This is a genomic window from Sphaerisporangium sp. NPDC049457 (assembly GCF_055586705.1).
The window spans coordinates 1-23,659 of sequence record NZ_JBVJHR010000006.1 but is presented as its reverse complement, the minus strand read 5'-3'; the positions used below and the strand labels follow the sequence as shown (position 1 = coordinate 23,659).

Below are 23,659 nucleotides of genomic sequence, written 5' to 3'. Positions count from 1 at the left end.
ACCCGGGTGTCTCACGATGGCCTACAGGTGAAGTGCGATGTGCCCGTCCATCGGCGGCTAAACGTGAGCACCGGTTTTCCAGGCACTCGTCGGCGAAGGGGGAGTCACGCGCGGGCCGGAGCGGGCGGTCGCGCGGGAGGCGGTCGCCCGCCGGACGTGGCGCGGTCAGCGCAGCCGGGGAAGGACCTCCTTGGCGTAGAAGTCGAAGAACGCCTCCTGGTCGGGGCCGATCTGGCTGATGTAGATCTCGTCGAAGCCCGCGTCGATGTACTGCTTGATCGCCTCCACGTGCGCCTCCGGATCGGGGCCGCACGGGGTGGAGGCGGTCGCGTCCTGCTCGGACACCATCTCGGCGAGCTGCTCGAAGTGGCGCGGCAGCGGCAGCAGCTGGGACGCCTCGCCCTGGATGCCCTGCGTCGGCCACAGGCGGTGGACGGTCTTGCGGGCCTGCGCGGCGTCCTCGGCGTAGCAGACCTTCAGGCCGCCCTGGACGGGCTTGCCCTCGCCGCCCGCGGCGTGGAACTTCTCGACCAGCTCGGCGTTCGGCCCGGTGCAGATGTAGCCGTCGCCGATGCGCCCGGCCAGCTCGACCGACTTGTCGCCGAAGCCGGAGATGTAGACCGGCGGCGGCCGGTCCGGCAGCGTGTACAGGCGGGCGGTGTCGACCTTGTAGTGGGTGCCCCGGTGGGTGACCAGCTCGCCGGTCCACAGCCTGCGCATCACCTCGACGGCCTCTTCCAGCATCTCCAGCCGTTCGGCGGCCGGCGGCCAGCGGGTGTCCAGGATGTGCTCGTTGAGCGCCTCCCCGGTGCCGACGCCGAGCCGGAACCGGCCCTGGCTGATCACCGCGCTGGTGGCGGCGGCCTGGGCGATGACCGCCGGATGGACGCGGACCAGCGGGCAGGTGACGGCGGTGGTGACGGGCAGAGAGGTGGCCTGGGCGATGGCGCCGATCACCGACCAGACGAACGGGCTCTGCCCCTGTTCGTCCAGCCACGGATGGTAGTGGTCGGAGATCCACAGGTTCTCGAACCCGGCGCGTTCGGCCAGCTCGGCCTGGCGGATGAGATCCCTGGGCCCGTGTTCCTCACAGGACAGGAAATATCCGAAGGTGGTCATCGTCGCCTCCTCGCGTATGTCCGGTCCAGCTCAGCCATACCCGGGGGGCGCGGGCCAAACGGTCGCCACGCCGCCGATCGGCGCCGTCGAGTACGAGCCCGGCTCACATGACAGGGAAATGTCAGGAATATTTCCGGTGCTCGTCGCCATGGGGCTGATCGCCCGCTAATGTGACAAAAGTTGTCCATGGGGTTTCTGTGGTCTTGTCAGGGGCAAGGTGCGGCAGCGGTCGCGCGGCTGTCGGCGGCCGGACGGTGATAGGAGCATTGATGGGCCAACACGGGCCGTACGGGGGTCCGGGGGACGAGCATCTCCCCGGATCGAGAGGCGAGCACCTGCTGCAGGGGCTTTTTGCCACCCGCGAGCGTGCGCTTCGCTTCTACAACCGGCAGGTGGTGGATCATCTGACGCCCGACATGCAGGAGTTCGTCGCCCGCCAGGAGATGGCCTTCATCGGCACCTCCGACGCGCGGGGCAACTGCGACACCTCCTTCCGCGCGGGCCCGCCCGGGTTCGTCCGGGTGCTCCAGCCGACCCGGCTGATCTACCCGGAGTTCCGCGGCAACGGCGTGCTCGCGAGCATGGGCAACATCATGGAGAACCCCCACATCAGCCTGCTCTTCATCGACTTCTTCGAAGACCGCGTGGGGTTGCACGTCAACGGCTCGGCCACCATCACCACCGCCTACGACGCGGCCCGCCGCCACGGGCTGGTGGACGAGGACCAGACGGCGCCCGGCCGCCGCGCCGACCGGTGGGTCGTGGTCGACGTGGAAGAGGCCTACATCCACTGCTCCAAGCACATCCCTCTGCTGACCCGCCAGGACCGCAGGGCGCGCGACGGGGAGTCCCGCCGGCCCGCCGGCGACGACTACTTCGGAGTCGCCCGCATGCGGTCCACGCAGAGGGAGCGAGAAGGAGCGGGCCGGTCGGCTGAGTGACACCATGAGCATCGACATCGGACTGATCCGCCAGAGCTGGGCCCTGGTCGAGCCGGTGGCCGACCGGGTCACCATGCACTTCTACGCCAAGCTGTTCGCCGACTATCCCCACATCCGCGAGATGTTCCCGCCCGCGATGGACGTCCAGCGCGACCGGCTGTTCCAGGCGCTCACCCGCGTCGTGCTGAGCCTGGACGACGCCGACGGGGTCATGGACTATCTCGGCCAGCTCGCCCGCGACCACCGCAAGTACGGGGTGCTGCCCGAGCACTACCCCGCCGTCGGCCGCTGCCTGGTCATCGCGATGCGGGCCAACGCGGGCAGCGCGTGGCGGTCGGTGTACGACACGGCGTGGATCGACGCCTACCAGTTCATCGCCGACGTGATGATCAAGGCCGCCGAGCAGGACGCCGCCTACGTCCCGCCGCTGTGGAACGGCGTCGTGGTGGGGCACGAGATGCGCACGCGCGAGATCGCCGTGATCACGGTCGAGCCCACGCAGCCGTACGCGTACAAGGCCGGCCAGTACGCGACGGTGCAGACGCCGCACTGGCCCAAGGTGTGGCGGCCGTACTCCATCGCCAACGCGCCGCGCAGGGACAACCTGCTCACCTTCCACGTGCGGGTGGTGTCGGGCGGCTGGGTCAGCACCGCGCTCGCCCACCACACCCGGGTCGGCGACACGCTGCTGCTCGGCCCGCCGCGCGGTTCGCTGCTGCTCGAACGGGCCGGCACCCCGCACCTGATCTTCATCGCGGGGGGCACGGGCCTCGCCCCGCTCAAGGCGCTCATCGAGGAGTCGATGTGGCTGCCCGAGCGGCCGAGCATCGACCTGTTCCACGGCGTGCGCCACCCCGGTGACGCCTACGACGTGCGCGACCTGCGCGAGCTGCGCGGTCATCACCGCCGCCTGCGGGTGGTGCAGGCGGTGTCGGACGAGCTCGACGGGTGGCGGCGGGAGAACGCCGTGGACGCGCTGCTCAACCACCGCGTCGCGCTGGACGGCGACGTCTTCGTCTGCGGCTCGCCGGACATGGTGCAGGCGACCGCCGCGCGGCTGATGCACATCGGGGTGCCGGCGCACCACATCCACACCGAGTACGCCCCGGGCGCGCCGACCCTGGTGTACTCCTGAGCGTCCGCCGGAGCCCGGTCATGGTATATGTTTGAGCGTTCAACTAAAATAGACTGGTGTCGTGACCGAGACGCGGTGGCTGGACGATGACGAGCAGAAGGCGTGGCGCGCCTACATCTGGGCCTCCCGGCTGCTGAACGAGTCGCTCGACCGGCAGCTGCAGCGTGAGGCCGGCATGCCGCACGCCTATTACGTGATCCTCGCCATGCTCTCCGAGGCGCCCGGCCGCACGCTGACGATGACCGAGCTGGCCCGCATGGTGCGGTCGTCGGCGAGCCGGCTCTCGCACGCGGTCGCCAAGCTGGAGGCACAGCGCTGGGTGTACCGCTCCAAGCGTCCCGGCGACAACCGCACGACCCTCGCCACGCTCACCGACGAGGGGTTCGCCGCGCTGGCCGCGGCCGCCCCAGGCCACGTCGAGCAGGTGCGGCGCGTGCTGTTCGACCAGCTCACCCCCGAGCAGGTACACCAGCTTCACGACATCTTCGGCGCCGTGCTGACCAAGCTGAACGCCCTGGACGGCCGCTGACCGGCCGCCGGGGAGGCGCGGGTGGTTTCGAGGGGCCCGGGCGGCTTCAGGGGAGCACCCGGCCGACCACGCGGGCGTACATGCGTCCGGGGCTCGGGACCGACGGCGGGGTCAGGAAGCCCGGCAGCATGGGCAGGTCGACCGCGAAGGGCTGCAGGCGGTCGTACAGCGCGTTGGCGTCGGCCGGGCGGTCCTCCGGCCTCTTCTCCAGCAGGCCGGCGATCAGCCGGTCCAGCTCGCCCGGCACGCCGGGGACGCCGGGCGGCCGCTCGTTCACCTGCTTCTCGAACACGGCGTACTCGGTCGGGCCGACGAACAGCTGACGGCCGGTGAGCATCTCGTGCAGAACGCAGCCGAGGGAGTACAGGTCGCTGCGCGGGCTCGCCACCCCGCTCTGGATCTGCTCGGGCGACATGTACGCCGGGGTGCCGAGGATCTGGCCGATGCGGGTGAACTGCGCGACGTCGGCCTCGCGGAGCATCGCCAGCCCGAAGTCCAGCACCTTGACGCTGCCGTCGGGACACAGCATCAGGTTGGTCGGCTTGAGGTCGCGATGGCAGATGGACAGGGCGTGGGCGGCCGACAGCACGGCGCACGCCTGGGCGGCGATGGCGGCGGCCCACGGCACCGGCAGCGGCCCGTGCTCGCTCACCAGGTCGGCGACGGTGACGCCGTCGATGAACTGCATGACCTGGAACAGGCGGCGCTCGTAGGCGCCGAAGTCGTACAGGATCGGCGCGCCCGCGTGCTCCAGCCGGGCCAGGATGCGCGCCTCGCGCATGAAGCGCTGTTCGAGCTCCTCGTCGTGGCCGCCTGGGAAGCGCAGGAACTTGACGGCGACCTTGCGGTCGAGGCGCCTGTCGTGGCCGCCGTAGACGGCGCCCATGCCGCCCTGGCCGAGAGGCAGGTCGTCGAGCACGTACCGGTCGCCGATGACCATTCGCCCCTCCTGATGATCTTTCGGGGAAAAATACACCCTCAACGGCCGGGCCGCAGATGACCGCCGATCAGCCCGTCAAAGCCTAGCCGGACGAGCCGGTCGCCCAGGGCGGCCGTCTCGCGCAGGCCGTCGGAGAGGGCCAGCAGCTCGCGGAACGCCCTGCCGTACTCGCGCTGCTCGGCGAGGGACAGCAGCGGGACGCGCATCCGGCGGGCGTCGACCCGGCTCCCGCCGGAGTAGGAACGCGCGGCTCCTGAGGCGCCGGCGTAGCGGAGGTATCCGGCCAGGAACTCGGGGTCGAGCCGGTCGGGATCACAGCGGTACAGGTGGAGCTGGGGCCCGAGCACCGCGCCCGCCTCGGTGACCACGCGGGCGGCGCCGTCGCCGGTCACCACCGCCGCGACGACGTCCCCGGCCGCGAGGGTGAGCCGCCCGGCGCCGGCAGGGGCGCGCCCGGACGGCGGCCCGCCGGCGACCAGGTCGGCGACGGTGAGCACCGGCAGGTCGCCGGCGTCGGTCGCCATCTTCTGCGGGCCCTGGTGGATCGTGACGATGCCCGCCCTGACCAGCTCGCCGACGGTCGTCGTGGGCAGCTCGCGCGCCTCGGCGAGCGGTGCGACGTCCGGAAGCGCGCCGGCCAGCGAGACGGCGGCGGCCGCGAAGCGCTCGCGCGCCCGGCCGAACTCCGCCGCGGCGTCCTGCTCGCCCGGGAGCGGGCGATGGCGCGCGGGGCTGAGGTCGACCTCGTCGTCCAGCAGGTCGATGATGCGCACGGCGCGGCCGGGCGCGGGCGGCACGCCCTCGGGGTCGGCGGCGAAGGCCCGCCAGGCGGCCTCGACGCCCGCCAGGCCGTCGGCGGCCTCCAGCATGAGCACCTGCGAGGGGGGCCGCTCGCCCGGCTCGGGGCGGCGCAGCAGCCACAGGTCGGGTCCGCCGGCGGCGAGCGTGAGCACCGCGCGCAGCGCCCCGCCGCGCAGCAGGTTGCCCCGGATGCGCTTGCCGGGACGCCGGCTCGCCGCGGCGGCCGGCATCAGGATGGCGACCAGGCCGCCGGGGCGCACGCGGGCCAGGCAGTGCTGCACCCAGGCGAGCTCCGGCTCGCCGCGCGGCGGCAGGCCGTACTCCCAGCGGGGGTCGCCGGTGAGCTCCTCGTAGCCCCACGCGCGCTCGTTGAACGGCGGGTCGCAGACCACGACGTCGGCCCGCAGGTCGGGGAAGCCGTCCTGCCGGAGCGAGTCGCCGGCGACCAGGCGCGCGGGGGAGCCGCGCAGCGCGAGCCGCACGGCCGCGAGCAGCGCCGTCGTCTCGCTGCTCTCCTGCCCGAGCACGCGCGCTCCGCCGAACGGGAGCAGCAGCGCGCCGACGCCGCACGCGGGGTCGAACACGCTCGCCGGACCGCCGGCGGGCGGTGACGCGGACTCCGGCCGGCCGGGAGCGGCGCCGGCGATGCGCGCCATCAGCTCGGCGTGGTCGGCGCGGGTGACCGGCAGGCGGCGGGAGTGGGCTTCGATGTAGCGTTCGCAGAGCAGCTCGAAGGCCTCCCGTGCCCCCTGCTCCTGCGCGAGGTCGGCGAGCAGCCGGTACAGCCGGATGTCGATCAGGCTCCAGTCGACCGGCACGGGCAGGTCGGCCGTCGCGGCGGCGGCGGCCTGGTGCAGCCGCTTGGCGGGCTCGTGGCTGCGGGTGATGGCCGTCCACCCGTCAGGGTCGCGCCGCAGGTACAGCAGGAAGGCCCCCGCGCAGCCCACCAGGTCGCCCAGGCGCAGGTCGTCACCGGAGGCCCGTAACCCTTGCCACGCGCGGTCTCCCAGCGACATCTCATACGATTTGCCGTTACGGCGCAGCCAGTCTTCGACTTCGGGAAGGGAGAAAAGCGGGCTCGCGGCCGTCCCGCCCACAGGCTGGGGAAAGTCGTCGTAGCGGCGCCGCCAGTTGCTCACCGCCGCCCGCCCGACGTCGGCGAGCCGGGCGATGTCGCCCGCGTTCAACGTGGCGTCGTGTGCCATAAGCGTCGCCTCTCCCTGCTCGCCTACCGATACCTTGGCGGCCAAGGGCCAGATTAGTCCACCTTGCCGCTCCAATCCACAGAATATGTGCTTGTGAAGTGTTTCAACCAATGATTTACTGAGGGCATGTCAAACAACGCGTCGTTCACGTTGCGTTATGCGGCTCGCACCGACGTCGGCCTGCGCCGGCAGCAGAACGAGGACTCGGTGTACGCCGGCCCGCGTCTGCTCGCCGTGGCCGACGGCATGGGCGGGCACAGCCATGGCGAGGTCGCCAGCGCGACCGTCATCGCCGCGCTGTCCGTCCTGGACGGCGAGCCGCCGAGCAGTGACCTGCTCGGGGCGATGGAGGCCGCCATCACCGAGGCGGTCCGGCGGCTGAGGGACATGGCCGATCGCGACCCCAAGCTCACCGGCATGGGGACCACGCTGACCGCCATGCTGTGGGACGGCGGGCGTTTCGCCCTGGCCCACATCGGCGACTCCCGCGCGTACATGCTGCGCGAGGGGTGCCTGTACCAGATCACGCGTGACCACACCCTCGTGCAGTCGCTCGTGGACGACGGGCAGATGACCGCCGAGCAGGCCGCCGCGCATCCGCGCAGGTCGCTGCTCATGCGGGCGCTCGGCGGCAGCGGCTCGGTGGAGCCCGACCTGTCGATGCGCGAGGCGCGTCCGGGCGACCGTTACCTGCTCTGCTCCGACGGGCTGAGCGGCGTGGTGGGCCCGCAGGCGCTGCACGAGACGCTGACGTCGTTCGCAGATCTCGGCGAGGCGGCCGACCGGCTGATCGCCCTGGCCAGGGACGGCGGCGGCCCCGACAACATCAGCTGCGTCGTCTGCGAGGTCGGTTCCGGCGCCTGAGCCCGATGCGCGCCGGTCGGCCGGACGTTCGCGCCGGTCAACCGGACGTCATCCGACAAAGCCCGCAAACAGTGCTGAACTGCCGTACCGGCCCGTAAGGGGGCGGATGTCGCTGGACATCCGTTCAAAGCGCCGCGATCGGGGTAGCACGCATCGCCGTGCCACGAGCCGCAGTGATCATGAATCCCCTCCGGGTCGCCGACCCGGACCGCCATCGTGCCGACGTGACCGCCGAACTCGCGCGGCACGGCTGGGACGAGCCGTTGTGGTACGAGACCACCGCCGGGGACCCCGGCGCGGGCGCGACCGCCAAGGCCCTGGCCGAGGGCGTCGACCTCGTCTTCGCCTCCGGAGGCGACGGCACCGTCCGCGGATGCGCCGAGGGCCTCATGGGCAAAGGCGTGCCGCTGGCCGTCCTGCCCGCCGGCACCGGCAACCTGCTGGTCCGCAACTTCGGCCTGCCGGCCACGCTCCCCGAGGCCGTCCGCGTGGGAGTCGAGGGCGACACCCGGGCCGTCGACCTCGGCGTCCTCGACGGGCGCCCGTTCGTCGTCATGGCGGGCATCGGCCTGGACGCCACCATGGCCGACAGCACGAGCGAGGACGCCAAGAACCGCATCGGCTGGCTCGCCTACGTCGGCGGCGTGGTCAAGCACATCACCGACCGGCCCTTTCACGTCACGCTCACCCTCGACGACCGCCCGCCGCTGCGCAGACGCGCGATCATGGTCCTCGTCGGCAACGTCGGCCGGCTCCAGGGCGGGCTGGAACTGCTGCCCGAGGCCCGGCCGGACGACGGGCTGCTCGACATCCTCGTCTTCGCCCCGCGCACCCCGATGGACTGGGCGCGCGTGGCCTGGCGCGTCCTGACCCGGTCCCGGCGCCACGACCGGCGCGCGGAGCGGCACACGGCGGCCCGCGCCGTCATCACGGTGGACCCGCCCGTCCTGCACGAATGCGACGGCGACCCCCTCGGGTACGGCGCCACCATGTCCGTCGAGACGCGCGCCGGAGCCCTGCTGCTGCGCACGCCGCGCGGAACGGAGGGCTGACGATGGGAACGGCGACCGCCGTACCGCAGACCAGATCGATGAGCGGCGACGAGCTGAGCGCGGACGACGCCTGGGCGACGTTGCGCCACTACGGCGGATGGCACCTGGTGCGCGACTCCTTCGTCCGGTTCCGGTACGGGGACGGCTTCAGCAACTCGCGGGCCCTGGCCTTCCAGATCTGCCTGTCGGTGATCCCCGGCGCCATCGCCGTCGTCGGGCTCAGCAGCGTGCTGCACCAGGAGCGGCTCGGGCGGGTCGTGCAGCTGACCATCCACGAGTTCATCCCGGGCTCGGGGGCGGAGGTCGTCAAGGACGCGCTCGCGGTCAGCAGCCGGCACGCCGGCCACGGCGGCGCCATCGCGCTCTGGTTCGGCCTGGTGACGGCGCTGATCGGCCTGACCACCGCCATGGCGCAGGTCGAGCGAGGCGCCAACCGCATCTACGGCGTCGAACGCGACAGCCCCTTCCGCCGCAAGTACGCCAAAGCGGTGCTGATGGCGGTCACCGCCGGCTCCGCCATGACCCTCGGCTTCGCGGTCATGGTGGGCGGCAAGGCCATCGGCAGCTCGCTCGCCGAGGTGTACCACTGGAGCGACATGGCCCTCACGACCTGGACGCTGCTGCGCTGGCCGGTCGGCTTCCTGCTCGCCCTGCTGTCGGCGTCGGTGCTGTTCGAAGCCGCGCCGCGCCGCAAGCAGCCCGGCCACTCCTGGCTCGCCGCCGGAGGCGTCGTCGCGCTCGCCCTGTGGCTGCTGTTCACTTGGGCGCTGACCTTCTACATCGAGAACAACGGCTCGTTCGGCGAGACCTACGGCCCGCTGACCGCGGTGATGGCGCTGCTGCTGTGGTCGCTGCTCAGCTCCATCGCGCTGTTCCTCGGCCTGTCGTTCGCGGCCCAGCTGGAAGCGTGCCGCGGCGGGATCGGCGATCCGGTCGTCCCCGACCCCGGCCCGGCCGGGACCGTACGGCGCACGACGGGCGACCAGGGGGGAGACCCGAACTCATGAGCATCTTCGCGAACGGGCGCCGGCTCCGGCGCGGGAGGGGAATCCGCGACCGGTTCGCCGCGGGCAAGGGCGGCCCGGCCGGCAGACGGAGGGACGCCCGGCTCGGGCTGCGCCTGGCGCTCGCCTCCGGCGCGCTGTTCCTCATCCTGGTCCCGTTCACGCTCCTGCTGGTGCTGGTGGAGACCTCGTTCGGGCCGCTCAACCGGCTGGACGAGGGCGTGGCGGACTCGCTGCACTCCTACGCCGTCGCCCATCCCGGGTGGGTGGGCTTCCTGCGGCTGTGGACCGACGTCTTCGGGCCGGGCCCCTGGCGCGTCGTGGTCGGCGCCGCCGCCGTCTGGCTGGTCTACAAGCGCGCCCCGCGCCTGGCGGCCTGGGCGGTCACCACGATCACCGTCGGCGGGCTGCTCGGGCTGGCGCTCAAGGTGGTCGTCGCCCGCGCCCGCCCACACCTGCCCAACCCGGTGGACCTGGCCCCCGGCGCCTCGTTCCCCTCCGGGCACGCCGTCAACGCGACGCTCGGCGTCGGCATCGTCCTGCTCCTGGTGATGCCGCTGCTCACCCGCCGGCAGCGGGTGATCGCCTGGATCGCCGGCGCGGTCATCGTGCTCGGCGTGGCGTACACGCGGGTCGCCCTCGGCGTCCACTGGGTCAGCGACGTGGTGGCGGGCATCGTGCTCGGCGCCGCCGTCGTCGCGGGGACCGCCGCCGCTTTCGAGACCTGGCGCCGGGACATCGGGCGCCGTCCGGCGGAACCGCACCGCGAGGGCGTGGAGCCGGAGGCGATGCAGGACATCTCAACGAAGGGAAGTGCGCATGGTCACCGACACTAGAGTGGCGGCCGGACGCGGCACCGGGTGGTCCGAGACCGCCAGGTGGACGCTACAACTCCTGCTGGCCCCGCTCGCGGCGCTGGCGGTCGTGACACTCGGCGTCGGCTGGCTGATCACCAGGCCGCTCCACAGCGAGATCGCCGGCGAGCTGGCCGTCAACCAGGGGCTCGCGGCGGACCGCACCCCGGTGCTCAACACGCTCACCCACTACGGATCGATGCTGTCGGACACCCCGGTGATCGTCGTGCTCACCGCGGTCGCCGCCCTGGTGTTCCGGTTCGCCTTCGGCCGGTGGCGCGAGTCGGTGTTCATCATCCTGGCCGTCTGGTCGCAGTCGATCGTCTTCCTGCTGACCACGGTGTTCATCCAGCGCCCGAGGCCCGGCGTCCACCATCTGGACCCCGCGCCGCCCACCTCCAGCTTCCCCTCCGGGCACACCAGCGCCGCCGTCGGCTTCTACTGCGGGATGGCCCTCGTTCTCGCCCTGCACACCCACCGCCACACGGCGCTGAAGGCCCTGTGGTGGATCCTCGGCCTGGCCGCCCCGCTGATCGTCGCGGTCTCCCGGCTGTACCGCGGCATGCACCACCTGACCGACGTGAGCTGGGGCCTGGTCCTCGGCTTCGTCTGCCTCGCCGTCGTCGCCCACGCCATCCTCGGCACCCCGCTCATCCCCGGCAGTAAACCCGCCACCCGTCCCATCCCCGCACCCCGCTCCTCCTGACGCCATCCTCGCCAAGGCCGCCCGAGCCCCCTCGGGCGGCCTTTTCGTGAACGGGCCGCTCCTTCGAAGTCAGCCTGTGGCGAGCCGCGCGCGGATGGCGGCGGCGCCCGATTCGGTGAGCCAGTCGGTCAGGGTGCGCAGTCCGGGGTGGATGACGCGCAATGCCTCGATGTCGGCGTGCCAGCGGTGGCCGGCGTTCCAGCGCTTCTTGGTCTCGGCGATGTGCGGGCCGAGCGCGGCGGCCTCGTCGTCGGTGATCTGCCGGTACCGGACCGGGATGCCGGTGGCCTCGGTGATCGCGGCGGCGGCCTCGACCGGGGTCGGTTCGTCGCCGGCCAGTTCCAGGGTCCGCCCGGCGAACCGGGCCGGGTCCGCGAACGCGAGCGCGGCGAACTCGGCGATGTCCTCCAGCGCGATGACCTGCATGGGCTTGTGGGGAGAGAAGAGGTGCCGGTGTACGCCGCCGGAGATGCCGTCGATGCCGATCGTCCCGACGGCGAGGTAGTTGGTCATGAACCGGACCGGGCGCAGCACGGTGGGCAGCGCGATGTGGTCGCGCAGGTACTCCTCGATCAGTGCCTTGCCCTCCGACACCGGCGACGCGGAGGACGCCGAGGCGACGGTGCTGAGCACGATCTGCTCGATCCCCGCCGCGGCCGCGGCGTCGATCAGCGCCCGGCCGCGGGCCGCTTCGAGCGCGGTCTCCGGCCCGGCGGGTCCGTAGGCCACCGGCGGTATGGCGAACACGGCGGCGGCGCCGTCCAGCGCGGGCGGCAGACTCGCGGGATCGTCGAAGTCTCCGCGCACGAGCCGGGCGCCCGCGGCCTCCAGCGCCGCGGCGGCGGGTGCGGACGGGTCGCGCACCAGGGCTCGCACCGGCCGGCCCTCGGCGAGCAACCGCCGGGCCGTGGCGCCGCCCTGCTTGCCGGTGGCGCCGGTGACGAGGATCGGGGAGTCGGCTTCGGCCGATGTCGCGGTGGTCATGGTGTCCTTTCCGCAGCGGGTGGATACTGGCACGAATCGGAATGCTCCCCCGTTTCTCATCGTGGACAAGGATTACGTGACATGGCAGCAGCATCGGGTGCGGCGCCCGCCGGCCGCGCCGACGCCCGCCGCAACCGAGAGATCGTCCTGCGCACGGCGATGCGCGTGTTCGCCGAAGAAGGGCTTGAGGTGTCACTCGGCCGGATCGCGCAACGCGCCGGGGTCGGCGCCGGCACCGTCTACCGGCACTTCCCCACCAAGGAGATCCTGGTCGAGGCGGTGCTCGCGCGGCACATCGAGCGTCTGGTGGCCGCCGCCGGCCGGTGGGCCGCCCAGGCTCCGCCCGGTGACGCGCTGTTCGGGTTCCTGCTCGAAGCGATCGAGAAGTCGGCGGGCCGCCGGCACTTCTGCGATGTGCTCACCGTCGACCGGGGCTGGCCGCGCGCCGTGCTGAACGCGGCGGCCCAGCGGTTCCACGAGGCGCTGGAACGCCTGCTGCACGACGCGAAACAGGCCGGCGCGATCCGCGCCGACGTACGGGCCGACGATCTGTCCGCGCTGGTCGCCGGCGGTGTGGCGCTGCGTTCGGCGCACCGGGACCTGGCACGCGGCACCCGGTTGGTGCGGCTGCTGCTGGACGGACTGCGCGCCTCGCCCGTCACGAAAGCCGGGCCGTTCCGTGACGCGCCCTCCCCGCCAGGTCACGAAACCCCCGCGCTGAGGCACTGCGCGGAGTGCGGCGCGCGGCTGCCCGTCCGCGTCACCGGGCGGCCACCCCGCTACTGCGGCCCGACCTGCCGTCAGCGCGCCCACCGCCGCCGTCTCGCCGTCTAGCGCCGTGATCGCCCGCCTTCGCCGGGTGCGCTCCCTGCCGTCCGATGGGCCTCTCCGTCGGCGCCGGGCCGGCGGGACGGGTCAGTCCGCCCGAACGGCATCCCCGGTAGCTCCCATCAGGAGGCCGGGGTGAGGAGGTTCTCGCGTTCCACGGCCTCCAGGGAGAGGGTCTTGTAGCCGACCTCCTCGAACAGGACCGTGACGCGGTCCGGCTCGCGGCTCATGACGACCCCCGGGCCCCACTCGCTGTGCCGGACCTTGGCGTGCATGGCGAAGGGCGCCGCGTCGGCCGGCTCGGCGGGGATGCTCTCGGCGGCGGTGCCCGCGCGGCAGGTGTCGCAGTTCCCGCAGGCCCGTTCGTACGGCTCGCCGAAGTACGTGAGCAGCGCCCGCCGCCGGCATCCGGTGGTCTCGGCGTACCCGCGCATCATGTCGATGCGCGACTCGTCCACCCGGCGCCGGGCCTCGTCCAGCTCGGCCGCCCGCGCCGCCGCGCGCTCGGGCGAGGGGCCGTCCGCGACGGCGCGCAGGTCGCCCCGCTCGGTCACCGTGACCGCGTCCACCCTCTCCAGCAGGTTCACCACGCCGGTCAGCTTGGAGGAGCCGACGCCGAGCAGGTCGCGGAGCTCCCTGACCGGCACCACCCCGCCGTGCTCGCCGACCAGCGTCGCCACCCTGAGCACCAGCTCCTCGTCGACGCGGCCGCCGGCGAAGAACCGGCGCAGGCCGAGATCCTCGGGCCGGTAGAACAGGACGGCGCTCGCCGGCTTCTGGTCGCGTCCTGCCCGGCCGATCTCCTGGTAGTAGGAGTCGATCGACTCGGGCGGGTCGGCGTGCAGGACATACCTGACGTCCGGCTTGTCGATGCCCATGCCGAAGGCCGAGGTGGCGACCACCACGTCGAGGTCGCCGTCGCGGAACAGCTCGTGGACGCGGTGGCGGTCGGTGGCCTTCATGCCCGCGTGGTAGGCCTCGGCCCGGCGTCCGGCCTCGCGCAGGGCGGCGGCGTACTCCTCGGCGGAGCGCCGGGTCGCGACGTAGATCAGACCGAGGCCTGAGCGGGCGGCGGCGTCCTCGACCAGGGCGCGGCGCTTGTCCTCCTTGCCGACGAACCTGCGCACCTCCAGGTCGATGTTCGGCCGGTCGAAGCCGCGCACGACCAGCTCGGCGTCCGGCAGGCCGAGGGAGGTGAGGATGTCGTCGCGGACGAGCGGGGCGGCGGTGGCGGTGAGCGCGACCACCGGCGGGTGGCCGAGCCGCTCGATCGCCTGGCCGAGCCGCAGGTAGTCGGGCCGGAAGTCGTGGCCCCACGCCGACACGCAGTGGGCCTCGTCGATCGCGACGAGGGACGGCCGCGCCCGGCGCAGCCGGTCGACCACCTCGGGCTTGGCCAGCTGCTCGGGGGAGAGGAAGACGAACTCGGCGGTGCCCGCGTGCACCTGGTCGAGCGAGGCGTCGCTCTTGCCGTCGGACTGCGCGGAGTTCACCGCGACCGCGCCTCCCGCGTCCGCCTCGGCGAGCCCGGCCACCTGGTCGCGCTGCAACGCGATCAGGGGCGAGACCACGATCGTCGGCCCGTCGAGGAGCAGAGCGGGAATCTGGTAGACGGCCGACTTCCCGCTGCCGGTCGGCATGACGACCAGGACGTCGCGGCCGGCCAGCAGGTGCTCCATCGCCTCCTGCTGGCCGGGGCGCAGATCCGCCCACCCGTACGCCTCGCGGGCCACCGCCCGAAGACGCCTGCCGTCGCGCCCGTACGCCCTGCGGATCGCCGTCCGCACCCGCTCTCCCATCCGTAACCGCGTCCGCGGCTCCTGACCGCCGCGCTGCTGACCGCCGCGCTGCTCAGCGCCCCGCTCCTGCGGGCTGTGCTCCTGCGGGCTGGGAGCCGCCGTCGCGCGCCGGCGCCCGCCTTCGCGCCCGGATCCGCCCCCGCCTCGCGGCTGCTTGCTCATGAGGCTCGCTCCCCCCTCATCGCTCGCCGGTCCCAGGCCGCCACCGTGCGGTGGCAGGCCGCGACCGGCCGGCGCGGCGTCGTCCGCGACCGCACCCTCCAGTGCCCCGGAAGCCGCGCCCTATGCCCCTGACCTTTGCAAAAACGGGGTCAGGAGACCGGGGATCCCATCGTCGGCCAGGCGCAGGGCCTCGCCGAGCGCCACGTCGGACACTCCGTACCCCTGGCGGCCGGCCGCCGTGGTCGCGGTGAGGGTGGCCAGGCCCGCGCGCCGCTGGAAGAACGACCTGCGGATGTTCCAGCCGATGATCCCGTCCCGATCCAGCGCCACCCGCCGGCGCACCAGCGTGCCCCACTGCGTGACCAGGTGACGCGCCGTCATCGCGTGGCCCAGGCCCCGGTAGCGGTCGGCCGCGAGGGGAAGCGCCGCGACCGTGCAGACGAGGGCCGCCTGCCAGCCCAGGGCGGGCCAGCCGGCCCACTCCCACAGGGCCAGCAGCGCCGCCGTCGCCGGCACGCACACGGCGAGCGCGCGCGTGAACCGGCGCCGGAGGGCGGCCGGGCCGTGCGGGGTGAGCGCGGCCGTGAGCGGATCGGACGCGCCGATCACCGCGGCCGCCACCGCCACGGCCCGCGCGCGCGGCGCGGGCGGCAACAGCATCGACCCTCCGCGCTGCGCCCCGCGGCCGACGCGCAGGCCGGTGGCCACCGCGATGCAGCGGGCGCCGCCCGCCAGGCGCAGCGGCAGCGGCTCGCTCAGCTCGATGCCCCGTAGCCGGCGCTCCTCCAGAGTGGTCGCCCGCGTCGTGATCAGCCCGCGCGTCACGTGCAGCGTGCCCCCCGCCGTGCGGGTGAGCCGGAACCGCCAGAACGCCAGGATGTACCCGAGCGTGGAGGCGAGGGCCACGAACACCGTGAACGCGGCCACCGCGGCCGTGACCTGCAGCCACAGCGCCTCGTGGGCGAACCGGTCGACCACCTGCCGTACCGGGCCGATGCCCAGCAGGTCCACGTTGCCCTCACCGGCGACCCGGGAGAGGAAGCCGGCCAGCACGCCGGCCGTCACCAGCCCGGACATGGTGAAGGGCCCGTACCTGATCCACGCGGGCCGCAGCGCCGCCAGCTCGGTCTCCCCGGCGGCCCCGTCCCTGAACGGCCCGGGCCGCGACGGGTCGCCGTCGGCGGCGTCCGGCCGTGCTCGCGCGCCGGCCGGCGCGGACCCCGCCGGGCCGCTCGCCGTTCCGGCCTGGACGGGCGTGACCTCGGACGCCCGGCGATGCAGCAGCTCGTCGCGCAGCCGGGCCACCTCGTCGGCGCGCAGCGCGTCGAGTTTGAGGGCGCCGCCGTCCTTCATCGCCGAACGGCCGGTGCCGATCTCCACCCTGGCCAGTCCCAGGAGGCGGTGCATCACGTTGGAGGTCACGTCCACGGTCCTGATGCGGTCGCGCGGCGCGGTCAGCACCCGCCTGCGGATCAGTCCCCTGCGCACCTGGACGTACCGCGGGGTGACCCGGTAGGTGGTGGTGAACCATCGCAGCGTGCCCAGCACCAGCGTGAGCCCGAGGGCGGCGAGGCTCCAGAGGTGCCCGCGGCCGCCCTGGCTCACCCCGGCGAACAGCAGGCCTATCAGGGCGGGCGCGCTGCGGACGACCTCCTGCACCGGGTGGATGACCAGCATCCGCCTGCTCAGCCGCCGCCATTCCTCGTCCCGAGCCGCCGGAGACCCGGCGGCGTCCCCGGCCCCGCCGGGCAGGTCATCCGGCGCGCCCGCGTCGCCGGCGCCCGTCGTGCTCACGTCGTCGGCCCCGGTGGTGCTCACGTCGCGTCACCCGTGGCCGCCTGGGTGCTCGCGGTCAGCTCGTCGACCAGGCGGCGCGCCGTGTCGCGGTCGAGGCCGTGGACGCGCAGCGGCCCGGCGGCCGAGGCGGTGGTCACGGTGACGTTGGCCAGCCCGAAGAGCTGCTCCAGCGGCCCGCGCTCGCTGTCGACGGTCTGGATCCGGGAGATCGGCGCGATGCGCCATTCCTGGCGGAGCCATCCGGACTGGGTGTAGACGGCGTCGGCCGTCGTCTCCCAGCGATGGACCCTGTAGCGCCACCAAGGCATCACGGCCACGTGGGCCACGGCGAGCACCGCCGTGACGACGAGGGCCGTGACATGAGGGCCGCGTTCGTCGTCGGCGAGGAGCCACGCCACCTGCGCGGCGAGCAGTACGAGCCATCCCACGGTGGCCCGTACCGCCCAGAACCAGATCGCGGTGCGGCTGACACGGTGCCGCGGCGGCCGGAGGGAGAGATCAGCTGATTCCACACTCCCACTCTGGCAGCACTACGGCGATCGCTCGCAGTGGCGGTCATCCTCCACTCAATACGACAAATGTCACATCCAGGCCGTCAGGCGGAGCAGTGGGACGTGAAGGAAGCGGGCGGGGCGCCCGGCCGAGCGCCTCCGCAGGGTCACGCCTTCACCGGAGCGGAGCCCGCCCGTGACTTCGCACCTGGAGTGGATCTAGCGGATCGTCGATTCGCAGATCCACCTCTGCGAGATAGAGTTCCAGGGCGACCGCCAGATGACCGCACGGTAACCGGATGGACCCGCGTACCTCGTCCCAGGCATTCCACCCTGCGCAATTCATTCGATGGACATCCAACGGCACATGGCCGTCTTGAGCAGTGGATCTTGATTGTTGACGAAGATGTGCTTAAGGATGAGGTCCACCCTGAAGAACTCCAAGGGCAGGAGCGCCCAAGGCATTGAGTGGGCCGATAACAGCCCCACCGTCGGTGAACACCCGCACCAGGCGGCGCGTCTGCCTGTCCTTACCGCGGAAGCTGAACATCTTGTATGAAGAGAAAGGCCATCGGTTCCGGTCCAGGACGGTGTAACCGCGCTGTGCGAGCAGATAACCGAGGACCGCTAGTTTGAGCAGACTCAGCTGTCGTCTGATGTTCATTGTCGATCCTTATGGGAGGAAGGGGCAATCGACCGCGCATATTCTCGGACCCACGCCGCGACCTCGCGTCGGCTGTGCAGTTGGACCACCCGCAGGTGTCGCTGAGGTGGACGCGTCAGGAGCGCTGGGATCAGCTGACGGTTTTTACGTGGTTCTTCCCAACTGGTGTGGAACAGCCCATCGCGCCAGGCAGCCCAGACAGATTGACGACAGCCAGGGAAGAGCTCTTCGCGCAGGAATGCTTGCTCTAGCGTGCGCCGCACGGTCCGGTAGAAGGTCACCCTTCTGGGCAGGTCGAGCCAGACAACGGTGTCCGCCCGGGACCATACGATGTCACTGACCTGTGAAAAGTAATTACCCGCGATCACCCAGGCGTCGTTGAGGGTGACAGCGGAGACCTGCGTGCGGAAGTCGTGCGGTGCCCTCTTCCCCCATCCGGGCGTCCAGAAGAGGCCGTCCAGGTCGGTGACCGGGGCCTCCAGCAGTGCACCAAGGTGTTCGGCCAGTGTTGTCTTCCCGGACCCGGGTGCTCCGACGATCACTACTCGAGACATTATGTGCTGAATCGTCACTCGGTTCGTGGCAGGGACGTTGGATGAACCTGTGAGTGTGCCATGTCACGTCCCTCGGATGAGTTCGACGACAGACTCGGCTAGCTGTACTCGGTCACCAGGTTGGTGACGCGCCGAGGCTGGTGCTTGATCAATAGGAAGACCTCCGGATGTGGTGGAGATGCCGTCTTCACCCAAGCGGAGGTCTCATGGCTCACGCTAACGCCCGGCTGACCGTTCATGGGCGCATCCTGCTGGTACGGCGTGTGCGTTTCGATCACCGCCCGGTGGCGCATGTGGCCAAGGAACTGGGCATCTCCCGCCAGTGCGCCCACCGGTGGGTACGCCGCTACGACCAGCAGGGCTGGACCGGGTTGCACGATCGCTCCTCACGTCCGCACCGCGTCGCCAACCGCACCCCGCCCCAGGTCGAAAAGGTCGTTGTGGACTGCTGGCAACGGATGCGCCGCGGACCCGCGCACACCGGAGTACCCGAGCGGACCGTCTCTCGGATCCTGCGCCGCCACCGCCAGCCGCACCTGGCCGACCGCGACCCCCTCACCGGGCAGCTCACACCGCACTGAACGGACTTCCACCGATCAGCCGACTGTCACCAACGCCATGACCCGGTACAGCTAGACGCCGGGAGTCGTCGGCCCCGTAGCCATAGCTGATCGCGAGGGGTCGCGACCGGTCGGTTGGCGCCGCGGCGCGCGATGGGCGAGTGTGGTGTGGCGTCGAGGTCCCAGAGGTGTGCTCACGATCGGGGGAGGACGGTATGGAGGCGCCGGAAGTCCGTCGCGCGGTCGAGGCCGGTAAGGCCACCGCGTCCGCGCTGGGCCTTCAGGCCGACGATGCGGTCGTCGTCCACAACTCGAACCGCGTCGCGTTGCGCCTGACCCCGTGCGATGTCCTCGTCCGGGTCGCACCTCTGGCGCATCGAGCCGACTCCCGGTTCGAGGTGGAGGTCGCCCGCCGTCTCGCCGAAGTCGGCGGCCCGGTGGCCGAGCTCGATCCTCGGGTCGAGCCCCGGGTCTACTCGCGTGACGACTTCGCCATCTCGTTCTGGACCTACTACGAACCGGTGGGGGCGGAGATCGCGCCCGCCCACTACGCGGACGCGCTCACGCGGCACCATGCCGCCCTGCGCCAGATCGACCTGGAGGCGCCGCGCCTCACCGATCGAGTCGCCGGCGCGCTGAGCGAGGTCCGCGACCGAGAGCGGACTCCGGCGCTGTCCGGGCCCGACCGGGAGTTCCTCGGCGACACACTCGGCGGCCTGAGCGCCGCGATCGGTTCCGGTGCGGCCGGCGAGCAGTTGCTGCACGGCGAGCCGCATCCCGGCAACCTGCTCAATACGCGCAGAGGACGGCTCTTCGTGGACCTCGGGACGTGCTGCCGTGGGCCGATCGAGTTCGACCTCGCCCATGCCCCGGAAGAAGCGGACGAGCACTATCCGGGGGCCGACCGCGACCTGATTTGGTGGTGCCGCGTCCTCATGTGGGCGTTGTTCTCGGTCTGGCGCTGGCGCCGGGACGACCAGCTGCCCGACGGGCACTACTGGAGAACGGAGGGGCTCAACCGGGTCCGGGCCGCGCTCGATCGCCACGGGCTGGACAGGGCCTGACCGGGGCCGGGGCCGCCCGTCCGGCGCCGGGCCTCGGCCGTGCGGTCAGCCGTCGTAGCGGTAGTAGCCGGCGAGGTCGGGAAGCAGGTCGACCGGGTCGGTGCGGATCGTGGTGCCGGTGCGCAGGGCGTTGATCATCCTGCCGTCGCCGATGTAGATGCCGACGTGGTGGGTCTTCACCGACCGCTTGCGGACCTTGCCGTAGAAGACCAGGTCGCCCGGACGGGCGGTCGCGGCCGGGACCCTGCGGAGGCGGCGGACGTGGTCGTCGGTGGTGCCGCCGCCCAGCACGTCCTCCTTGTAGGCGAGCTGGTACACCCAGCGGACCAGCCCCGAGCAGTCGAGACCCCTGGTCGTGGCGGCCGGGCACGGCCGGATGGAGCCGTGGTACCCCTGGCAGGTGCCGAGCGAGGGGCCGGGCCGGTGGCCGTGGCCGCCGCCCCAGACGTACGGCACCGGCCCGCCCGCCCAGCGCGTCTGCTTCTGGCCCTCCTGGATGGCCATGGCGATGGTCACCACCCGGTTGGGCTCGCCGCCGATGACCAGGGGAGCCGACCCCGCCGCGAGGGCGAGAACTCCGGCGACGACCGCCACCCGGACAGCCCGTGCCACGTTGGATCCCCCGTTCCGTTCGCTACACGCCCTCACCATTCTCGGCAAGCCGTTGGTAGGTGTCGGCCGATTTCCTGAAATCTCACCCCAGGGTTAGGCCGGACGATCAAGGCGGGTGAACGGCATGCGTCCTCTGGCTCGCATCGTGGAACGACCCCGCAGGGAAGGGGGCACGCTCCCCCCGGGGTCCGGTACCGGGGGGAGCGTGGCGGGCGGTCAGGGCCGGTCACCGGGCTGACCGTCTGTGGCCACCGGGGGGCCGGCGGGCGCCGGGACGTCCTTGCGGCCCGCCCGCACGGCTCACCAGCGGATGACGCCGGCCGGGACGCCGCTGTGCGTGCGGCGGCGGTGGTCGTGGGCGGGAGCGACCCGGCCGGGCCCGCTGGACGGGCCCGGCCGGGCTGTGGTCTCGCGCTCCCAGGGCAATATCGAGACCACGTCTTGGGGGGTCAGGCGGGTGTGCAGGTCACCGAGTTCGGGACGGTGCCCGCGCCGTTCGCTATGAAGCCGAACGCCGTCGAGGCGCCGGCGGACAGCGCGCCGTTCCAGGACATGTTCTTGACTGAGACGTTCGCGCCGGACTGCGTGTGGGTGCCGCTCCACAGCTGCGTGATGGTCTGCCCGCTCGGGAACGTCCAGGCGACCGTCCAGCCGCTGATGGCCGAGCTCCCGCTGTTGCGCACCGCCACGTCGGCCTGGAAGCCGCCGCCCCAGCTGCTGGTGACCTGGTACGTCGCCGCGCACGCCTTGCCCGCCGTCGGGGTGGGGGTGGGCGTGGGGGTCGGGGTCGGCGTGGGGGTCGGAGTAGGCGTCGGGGTGGGAGTCGGCGTCGGCGTCGGCGTCGGCGTCGGCGTCGGGGTGGGGGTGGGAGTCGGGGTGGGCGTGGGCGTGGGCGTGGGGGTCGGGGTCGGCTCGTTGCCCGGCGTCGCACCGTAGATCTTCGTGCTGCCCGAGTACACCGGGATGTTGCCCACCGTCACCGGGGTGGCCCCGGGCGTGGTGGCGACGCCGGTGTAGGACCAGTCGTTCGTGGGATCCCACGACCCCGACGAGCTGGCGATGCGGAACTGGGCCTCCCGCCGCGACTCCGACTGGCCGGCGGGCGCGATGGTGGTGCCGGAGCAGTCGATCGTGACGTAGTAGACCTTGCCGGAGTACTGGGTCGGCCCGGTCGGCGCCTTGCACTGGGTGTAGGCCGACGCCAGCGTGATCTGACTCGGCGTGGTGTCGCCGTCCAGCGTGAAGTAGTAGCGGAAGGAGCCGTCGGTCAGCGCGCGCGCCGGCCACGCCGAGTGGTTCACCAGCAGCGCCTTGATCTCGGTGTAGGTGCTGCCCGTGGAGTTCACCGACGCCTGCAGGTAGATCTCCGGCCCGTCCGGGGTCTCGGCCACCGGGAAGTTCGCGAGCGGCGTGCCGCCGTACTCCTTGTACAGCCGGGCGAGGGCGCCGGTGAAGGCGGCGTTGTAGTCGGTCGCCACCTCGTTCATCACGTAGTCGCTGCGGCTGTCGGCGTAGGCGTCGTCGTTGGACTTCGGCCCGCCGACCAGCGCGCCGTACAGGATGTGCCTGCTGTCGGCCGGCTCGTTGAGGCTGTTGGACCACGAGCCGTGCGCGGTGCGGTGGTGGGGGTTCTTCGGCGGGTTGGCGCCGAAGCCGACCATGTACGAGGACCTGCGCGGGTTGTCGCCCAGCGCGTAGTTGATCTGCCGGACCCCGAAGTCGTGGTAGCGCGCCTTGCGCGTGGTGTCGCTCAGCCAGTCGCTGTAGACCAGGGCGGTGAACGCGGTGTTGGCGGCGTAGCGCAGCGAGCCCCAGGTGTCCAGCACGGCCTCGCCGCCGGGGGAGTAGTTCACCCTGTTGCCGTTCACGCCGACCGTCCAGTAGTCGAGCCAGCGGTTGGCGTCGTCGACGTACTTCTGCTTGCCGGTCAGCTTGGCCAGCAGCACGTACGCGCCGTAGGACTTGTCGTCCCAGGCGATCGTCCACTTGTAGGAGCGCGTCGTGCTCTGCGGCTCGGTGCCGAGGTTGTCGTAGTAGCTCTCCGCCTTGCTCAGGTAGGAGGCGTCGTTGGTGGCGCGGTAGAGCCAGATCGCGCCCCAGACCAGCTCGTCGTTGTAGCCGCTCCACGACTTGTAGTAGCTCGCGGCGTCGGTGATGCAGTCGCTGTACACCTTCCTGACCGTGTCGGCGAAGGTGTAGAGCTGCTTGGCGTGCGTGAGCAGCGTGTCGGCGTACGAGGGGTTCGTCGGGCGGAAGACCATGGAGGAGGCCGCCATCGCCGCCGCGGTCTCGCCCGCGAGGTCGGAGCCGCCGCAGGACGCGTCGATCTTGTAGGCCGGTCGTTCCATCGGCATGACCTCGGCCGGGCCCCACCACGCGTGGTCGGGTCCGCCGCTGCCCACCTGGCCGTACAGGACGTTCGCCGACGGGTGCGCCTTGATGAAGTAGTCGTTGACCCACTTGAGGTTGTCCAGCAGATACGGCAGCTGTCCCGAGCTCTGGTAGGCGTCGCGGTATTCGACGCCGCCCCAGGCCAGCATGGTGGTGCTCGCCGCCATCGGCAGCCCGAACTTCACGTGGTCGCCGGCGTCGTACCAGCCCCCGGTGAGGTCGAGGCCCGCGGACCGGCCGTCGTTCATGCCGGAGTCGCCGCGCCAGGTGACGCGGTTGCCGGACGGCAGGTCGCCCGAGCGCTGGGCCTCGTAGAAGAACAGCGACTTCTGCAGCGCCTCGCCGTAGTTGAAGGTGGCGGCGGCGGCCGGGGACGAGAGCACGGGGAACAGCGTGGCCGTCGCGGCGAGGACCGCCAGGCCGGTGAGCGCGCGTCTGAAGGACATCGATGGCCTCTCGAGCCGGAGGAACTGGTGGAGCGATGTACGAGCACCGCGGGGAGGCGGGCTCGGGGGGGGGGGGGGGGGGGGGGGGGGGGGGGGGGGGGGGGGGGGGGGGGGGGGGGGGGGGGGGGGGGGGGGGGGGGGGGGGGGGGGGGGGGGG

The 23,659-nt window shown here is 72.2% G+C and carries 20 protein-coding genes and 1 pseudogene; 11 read left to right on the top strand and 10 right to left on the bottom strand.

Annotated elements, in window-relative coordinates:
- Positions 1–165: 165 nt before the first annotated feature.
- Positions 166–1,119 carry an LLM class F420-dependent oxidoreductase gene (locus ACZ6QO_RS11115; protein WP_465849741.1) on the bottom strand — a complete coding sequence of 318 codons (954 nt, stop codon included), beginning with the start codon at positions 1,117–1,119 and terminating at the stop codon, positions 166–168.
- Between the two features lie 269 nt (positions 1,120–1,388).
- Between ACZ6QO_RS11115 and ACZ6QO_RS11110 the strand changes: the two genes are divergently transcribed.
- From ACZ6QO_RS11110 to ACZ6QO_RS11100, 3 genes are all read left to right on the top strand, one after another.
- Complete coding sequence (locus ACZ6QO_RS11110; protein WP_465849739.1) at positions 1,389–2,060, top strand: pyridoxamine 5'-phosphate oxidase family protein; 672 nt, start codon at positions 1,389–1,391, stop codon at positions 2,058–2,060.
- Positions 2,061–2,064: 4 nt separating this feature from the next.
- Positions 2,065–3,195, top strand: coding sequence for a globin domain-containing protein (locus ACZ6QO_RS11105; protein WP_465849738.1), 1,131 nt, complete (start codon positions 2,065–2,067; stop codon positions 3,193–3,195).
- A gap of 61 nt (positions 3,196–3,256) precedes the next feature.
- Positions 3,257–3,724, top strand: coding sequence for a MarR family winged helix-turn-helix transcriptional regulator (locus tag ACZ6QO_RS11100; protein WP_465849736.1), 468 nt, complete (start codon positions 3,257–3,259; stop codon positions 3,722–3,724).
- Positions 3,725–3,770: 46 nt separating this feature from the next.
- Here ACZ6QO_RS11100 and ACZ6QO_RS11095 read toward each other — a convergent pair whose 3' ends face one another.
- A complete protein-coding gene (locus ACZ6QO_RS11095; RefSeq protein ID WP_465849735.1) occupies positions 3,771–4,664 on the bottom strand; it encodes a serine/threonine-protein kinase in 894 nt (297 codons plus the stop codon).
- A gap of 38 nt (positions 4,665–4,702) precedes the next feature.
- Positions 4,703–6,670, bottom strand: coding sequence for an N-6 DNA methylase (locus ACZ6QO_RS11090; protein WP_465849733.1), 1,968 nt, complete (start codon positions 6,668–6,670; stop codon positions 4,703–4,705).
- Positions 6,671–6,796: 126 nt separating this feature from the next.
- On the opposite strand from ACZ6QO_RS11090, the gene ACZ6QO_RS11085 reads away from it, so the two are divergent.
- From ACZ6QO_RS11085 to ACZ6QO_RS11065, 5 genes are all read left to right on the top strand, one after another.
- Positions 6,797–7,534, top strand: a complete 738-nt coding sequence (locus ACZ6QO_RS11085; RefSeq protein WP_465849731.1) for a PP2C family protein-serine/threonine phosphatase — start codon at positions 6,797–6,799, stop codon at positions 7,532–7,534.
- Between the two features lie 179 nt (positions 7,535–7,713).
- Entirely contained in the window at positions 7,714–8,586 is an 873-nt protein-coding gene (locus ACZ6QO_RS11080; protein WP_465849729.1) for a diacylglycerol/lipid kinase family protein, read from the top strand.
- A gap of 2 nt (positions 8,587–8,588) precedes the next feature.
- Entirely contained in the window at positions 8,589–9,593 is a 1,005-nt protein-coding gene (locus ACZ6QO_RS11075; RefSeq protein WP_465849727.1) for a YihY/virulence factor BrkB family protein, read from the top strand.
- Entirely contained in the window at positions 9,590–10,426 is an 837-nt protein-coding gene (locus tag ACZ6QO_RS11070) for a phosphatase PAP2 family protein (protein WP_465849725.1), read from the top strand. The genes ACZ6QO_RS11075 and ACZ6QO_RS11070 overlap by 4 nt, the downstream gene beginning before the upstream one ends.
- Positions 10,410–11,150: a phosphatase PAP2 family protein gene (locus ACZ6QO_RS11065; protein ID WP_465849723.1), complete on the top strand. Its 741-nt coding sequence runs from the start codon at positions 10,410–10,412 to the stop codon at positions 11,148–11,150. Before ACZ6QO_RS11070 ends, ACZ6QO_RS11065 begins: the two co-directional genes overlap by 17 nt.
- Before the next feature lie 69 nt (positions 11,151–11,219).
- Here ACZ6QO_RS11065 and ACZ6QO_RS11060 read toward each other — a convergent pair whose 3' ends face one another.
- Positions 11,220–12,134 carry an NmrA family NAD(P)-binding protein gene (locus tag ACZ6QO_RS11060; RefSeq protein ID WP_465849721.1) on the bottom strand — a complete coding sequence of 305 codons (915 nt, stop codon included), beginning with the start codon at positions 12,132–12,134 and terminating at the stop codon, positions 11,220–11,222.
- A gap of 81 nt (positions 12,135–12,215) precedes the next feature.
- Here ACZ6QO_RS11060 and ACZ6QO_RS11055 point away from each other — a divergent pair, with 81 nt between their 5' ends.
- Positions 12,216–12,968, top strand: coding sequence for a TetR/AcrR family transcriptional regulator (locus tag ACZ6QO_RS11055; RefSeq protein WP_465849719.1), 753 nt, complete (start codon positions 12,216–12,218; stop codon positions 12,966–12,968).
- 116 nt (positions 12,969–13,084) lie between these two features.
- Here the strand turns inward: ACZ6QO_RS11055 and ACZ6QO_RS11050 are convergent, their stop codons facing one another.
- The 4 genes from ACZ6QO_RS11050 to ACZ6QO_RS11035 form a co-directional block, all read right to left on the bottom strand.
- Positions 13,085–14,923 carry a RecQ family ATP-dependent DNA helicase gene (locus ACZ6QO_RS11050; protein WP_465849717.1) on the bottom strand — a complete coding sequence of 613 codons (1,839 nt, stop codon included), beginning with the start codon at positions 14,921–14,923 and terminating at the stop codon, positions 13,085–13,087.
- 120 nt (positions 14,924–15,043) lie between these two features.
- Positions 15,044–16,741, bottom strand: coding sequence for a PH domain-containing protein (locus ACZ6QO_RS11045; RefSeq protein ID WP_465849715.1), 1,698 nt, complete (start codon positions 16,739–16,741; stop codon positions 15,044–15,046).
- On the bottom strand, positions 16,738–17,232 hold the full coding sequence (locus tag ACZ6QO_RS11040; protein WP_465849714.1) for a PH domain-containing protein: 495 nt from the start codon (positions 17,230–17,232) through the stop codon (positions 16,738–16,740). The genes ACZ6QO_RS11045 and ACZ6QO_RS11040 overlap by 4 nt, the downstream gene beginning before the upstream one ends.
- Before the next feature lie 639 nt (positions 17,233–17,871).
- Positions 17,872–18,417, bottom strand: a complete 546-nt coding sequence (locus ACZ6QO_RS11035) for a P-loop NTPase family protein (protein WP_465849712.1) — start codon at positions 18,415–18,417, stop codon at positions 17,872–17,874.
- Between the two features lie 218 nt (positions 18,418–18,635).
- Between ACZ6QO_RS11035 and ACZ6QO_RS11030 the strand changes: the two are divergent.
- A pseudogene (locus ACZ6QO_RS11030) lies at positions 18,636–18,992 on the top strand (helix-turn-helix domain-containing protein); the annotation flags it as partial.
- 212 nt (positions 18,993–19,204) lie between these two features.
- Entirely contained in the window at positions 19,205–20,053 is an 849-nt protein-coding gene (locus ACZ6QO_RS11025; RefSeq protein ID WP_465849710.1) for a phosphotransferase, read from the top strand.
- A 45-nt stretch (positions 20,054–20,098) separates the two neighbouring features.
- Here the strand turns inward: ACZ6QO_RS11025 and ACZ6QO_RS11020 are convergent, their stop codons facing one another.
- Complete coding sequence (locus ACZ6QO_RS11020) at positions 20,099–20,665, bottom strand: C40 family peptidase (RefSeq protein WP_465849709.1); 567 nt, start codon at positions 20,663–20,665, stop codon at positions 20,099–20,101.
- 449 nt (positions 20,666–21,114) lie between these two features.
- Positions 21,115–23,502, bottom strand: a complete 2,388-nt coding sequence (locus ACZ6QO_RS11015) for a glycoside hydrolase family 9 protein (RefSeq protein ID WP_465849708.1) — start codon at positions 23,500–23,502, stop codon at positions 21,115–21,117.
- Between the last annotated feature and the right edge of the window lie 157 nt (positions 23,503–23,659).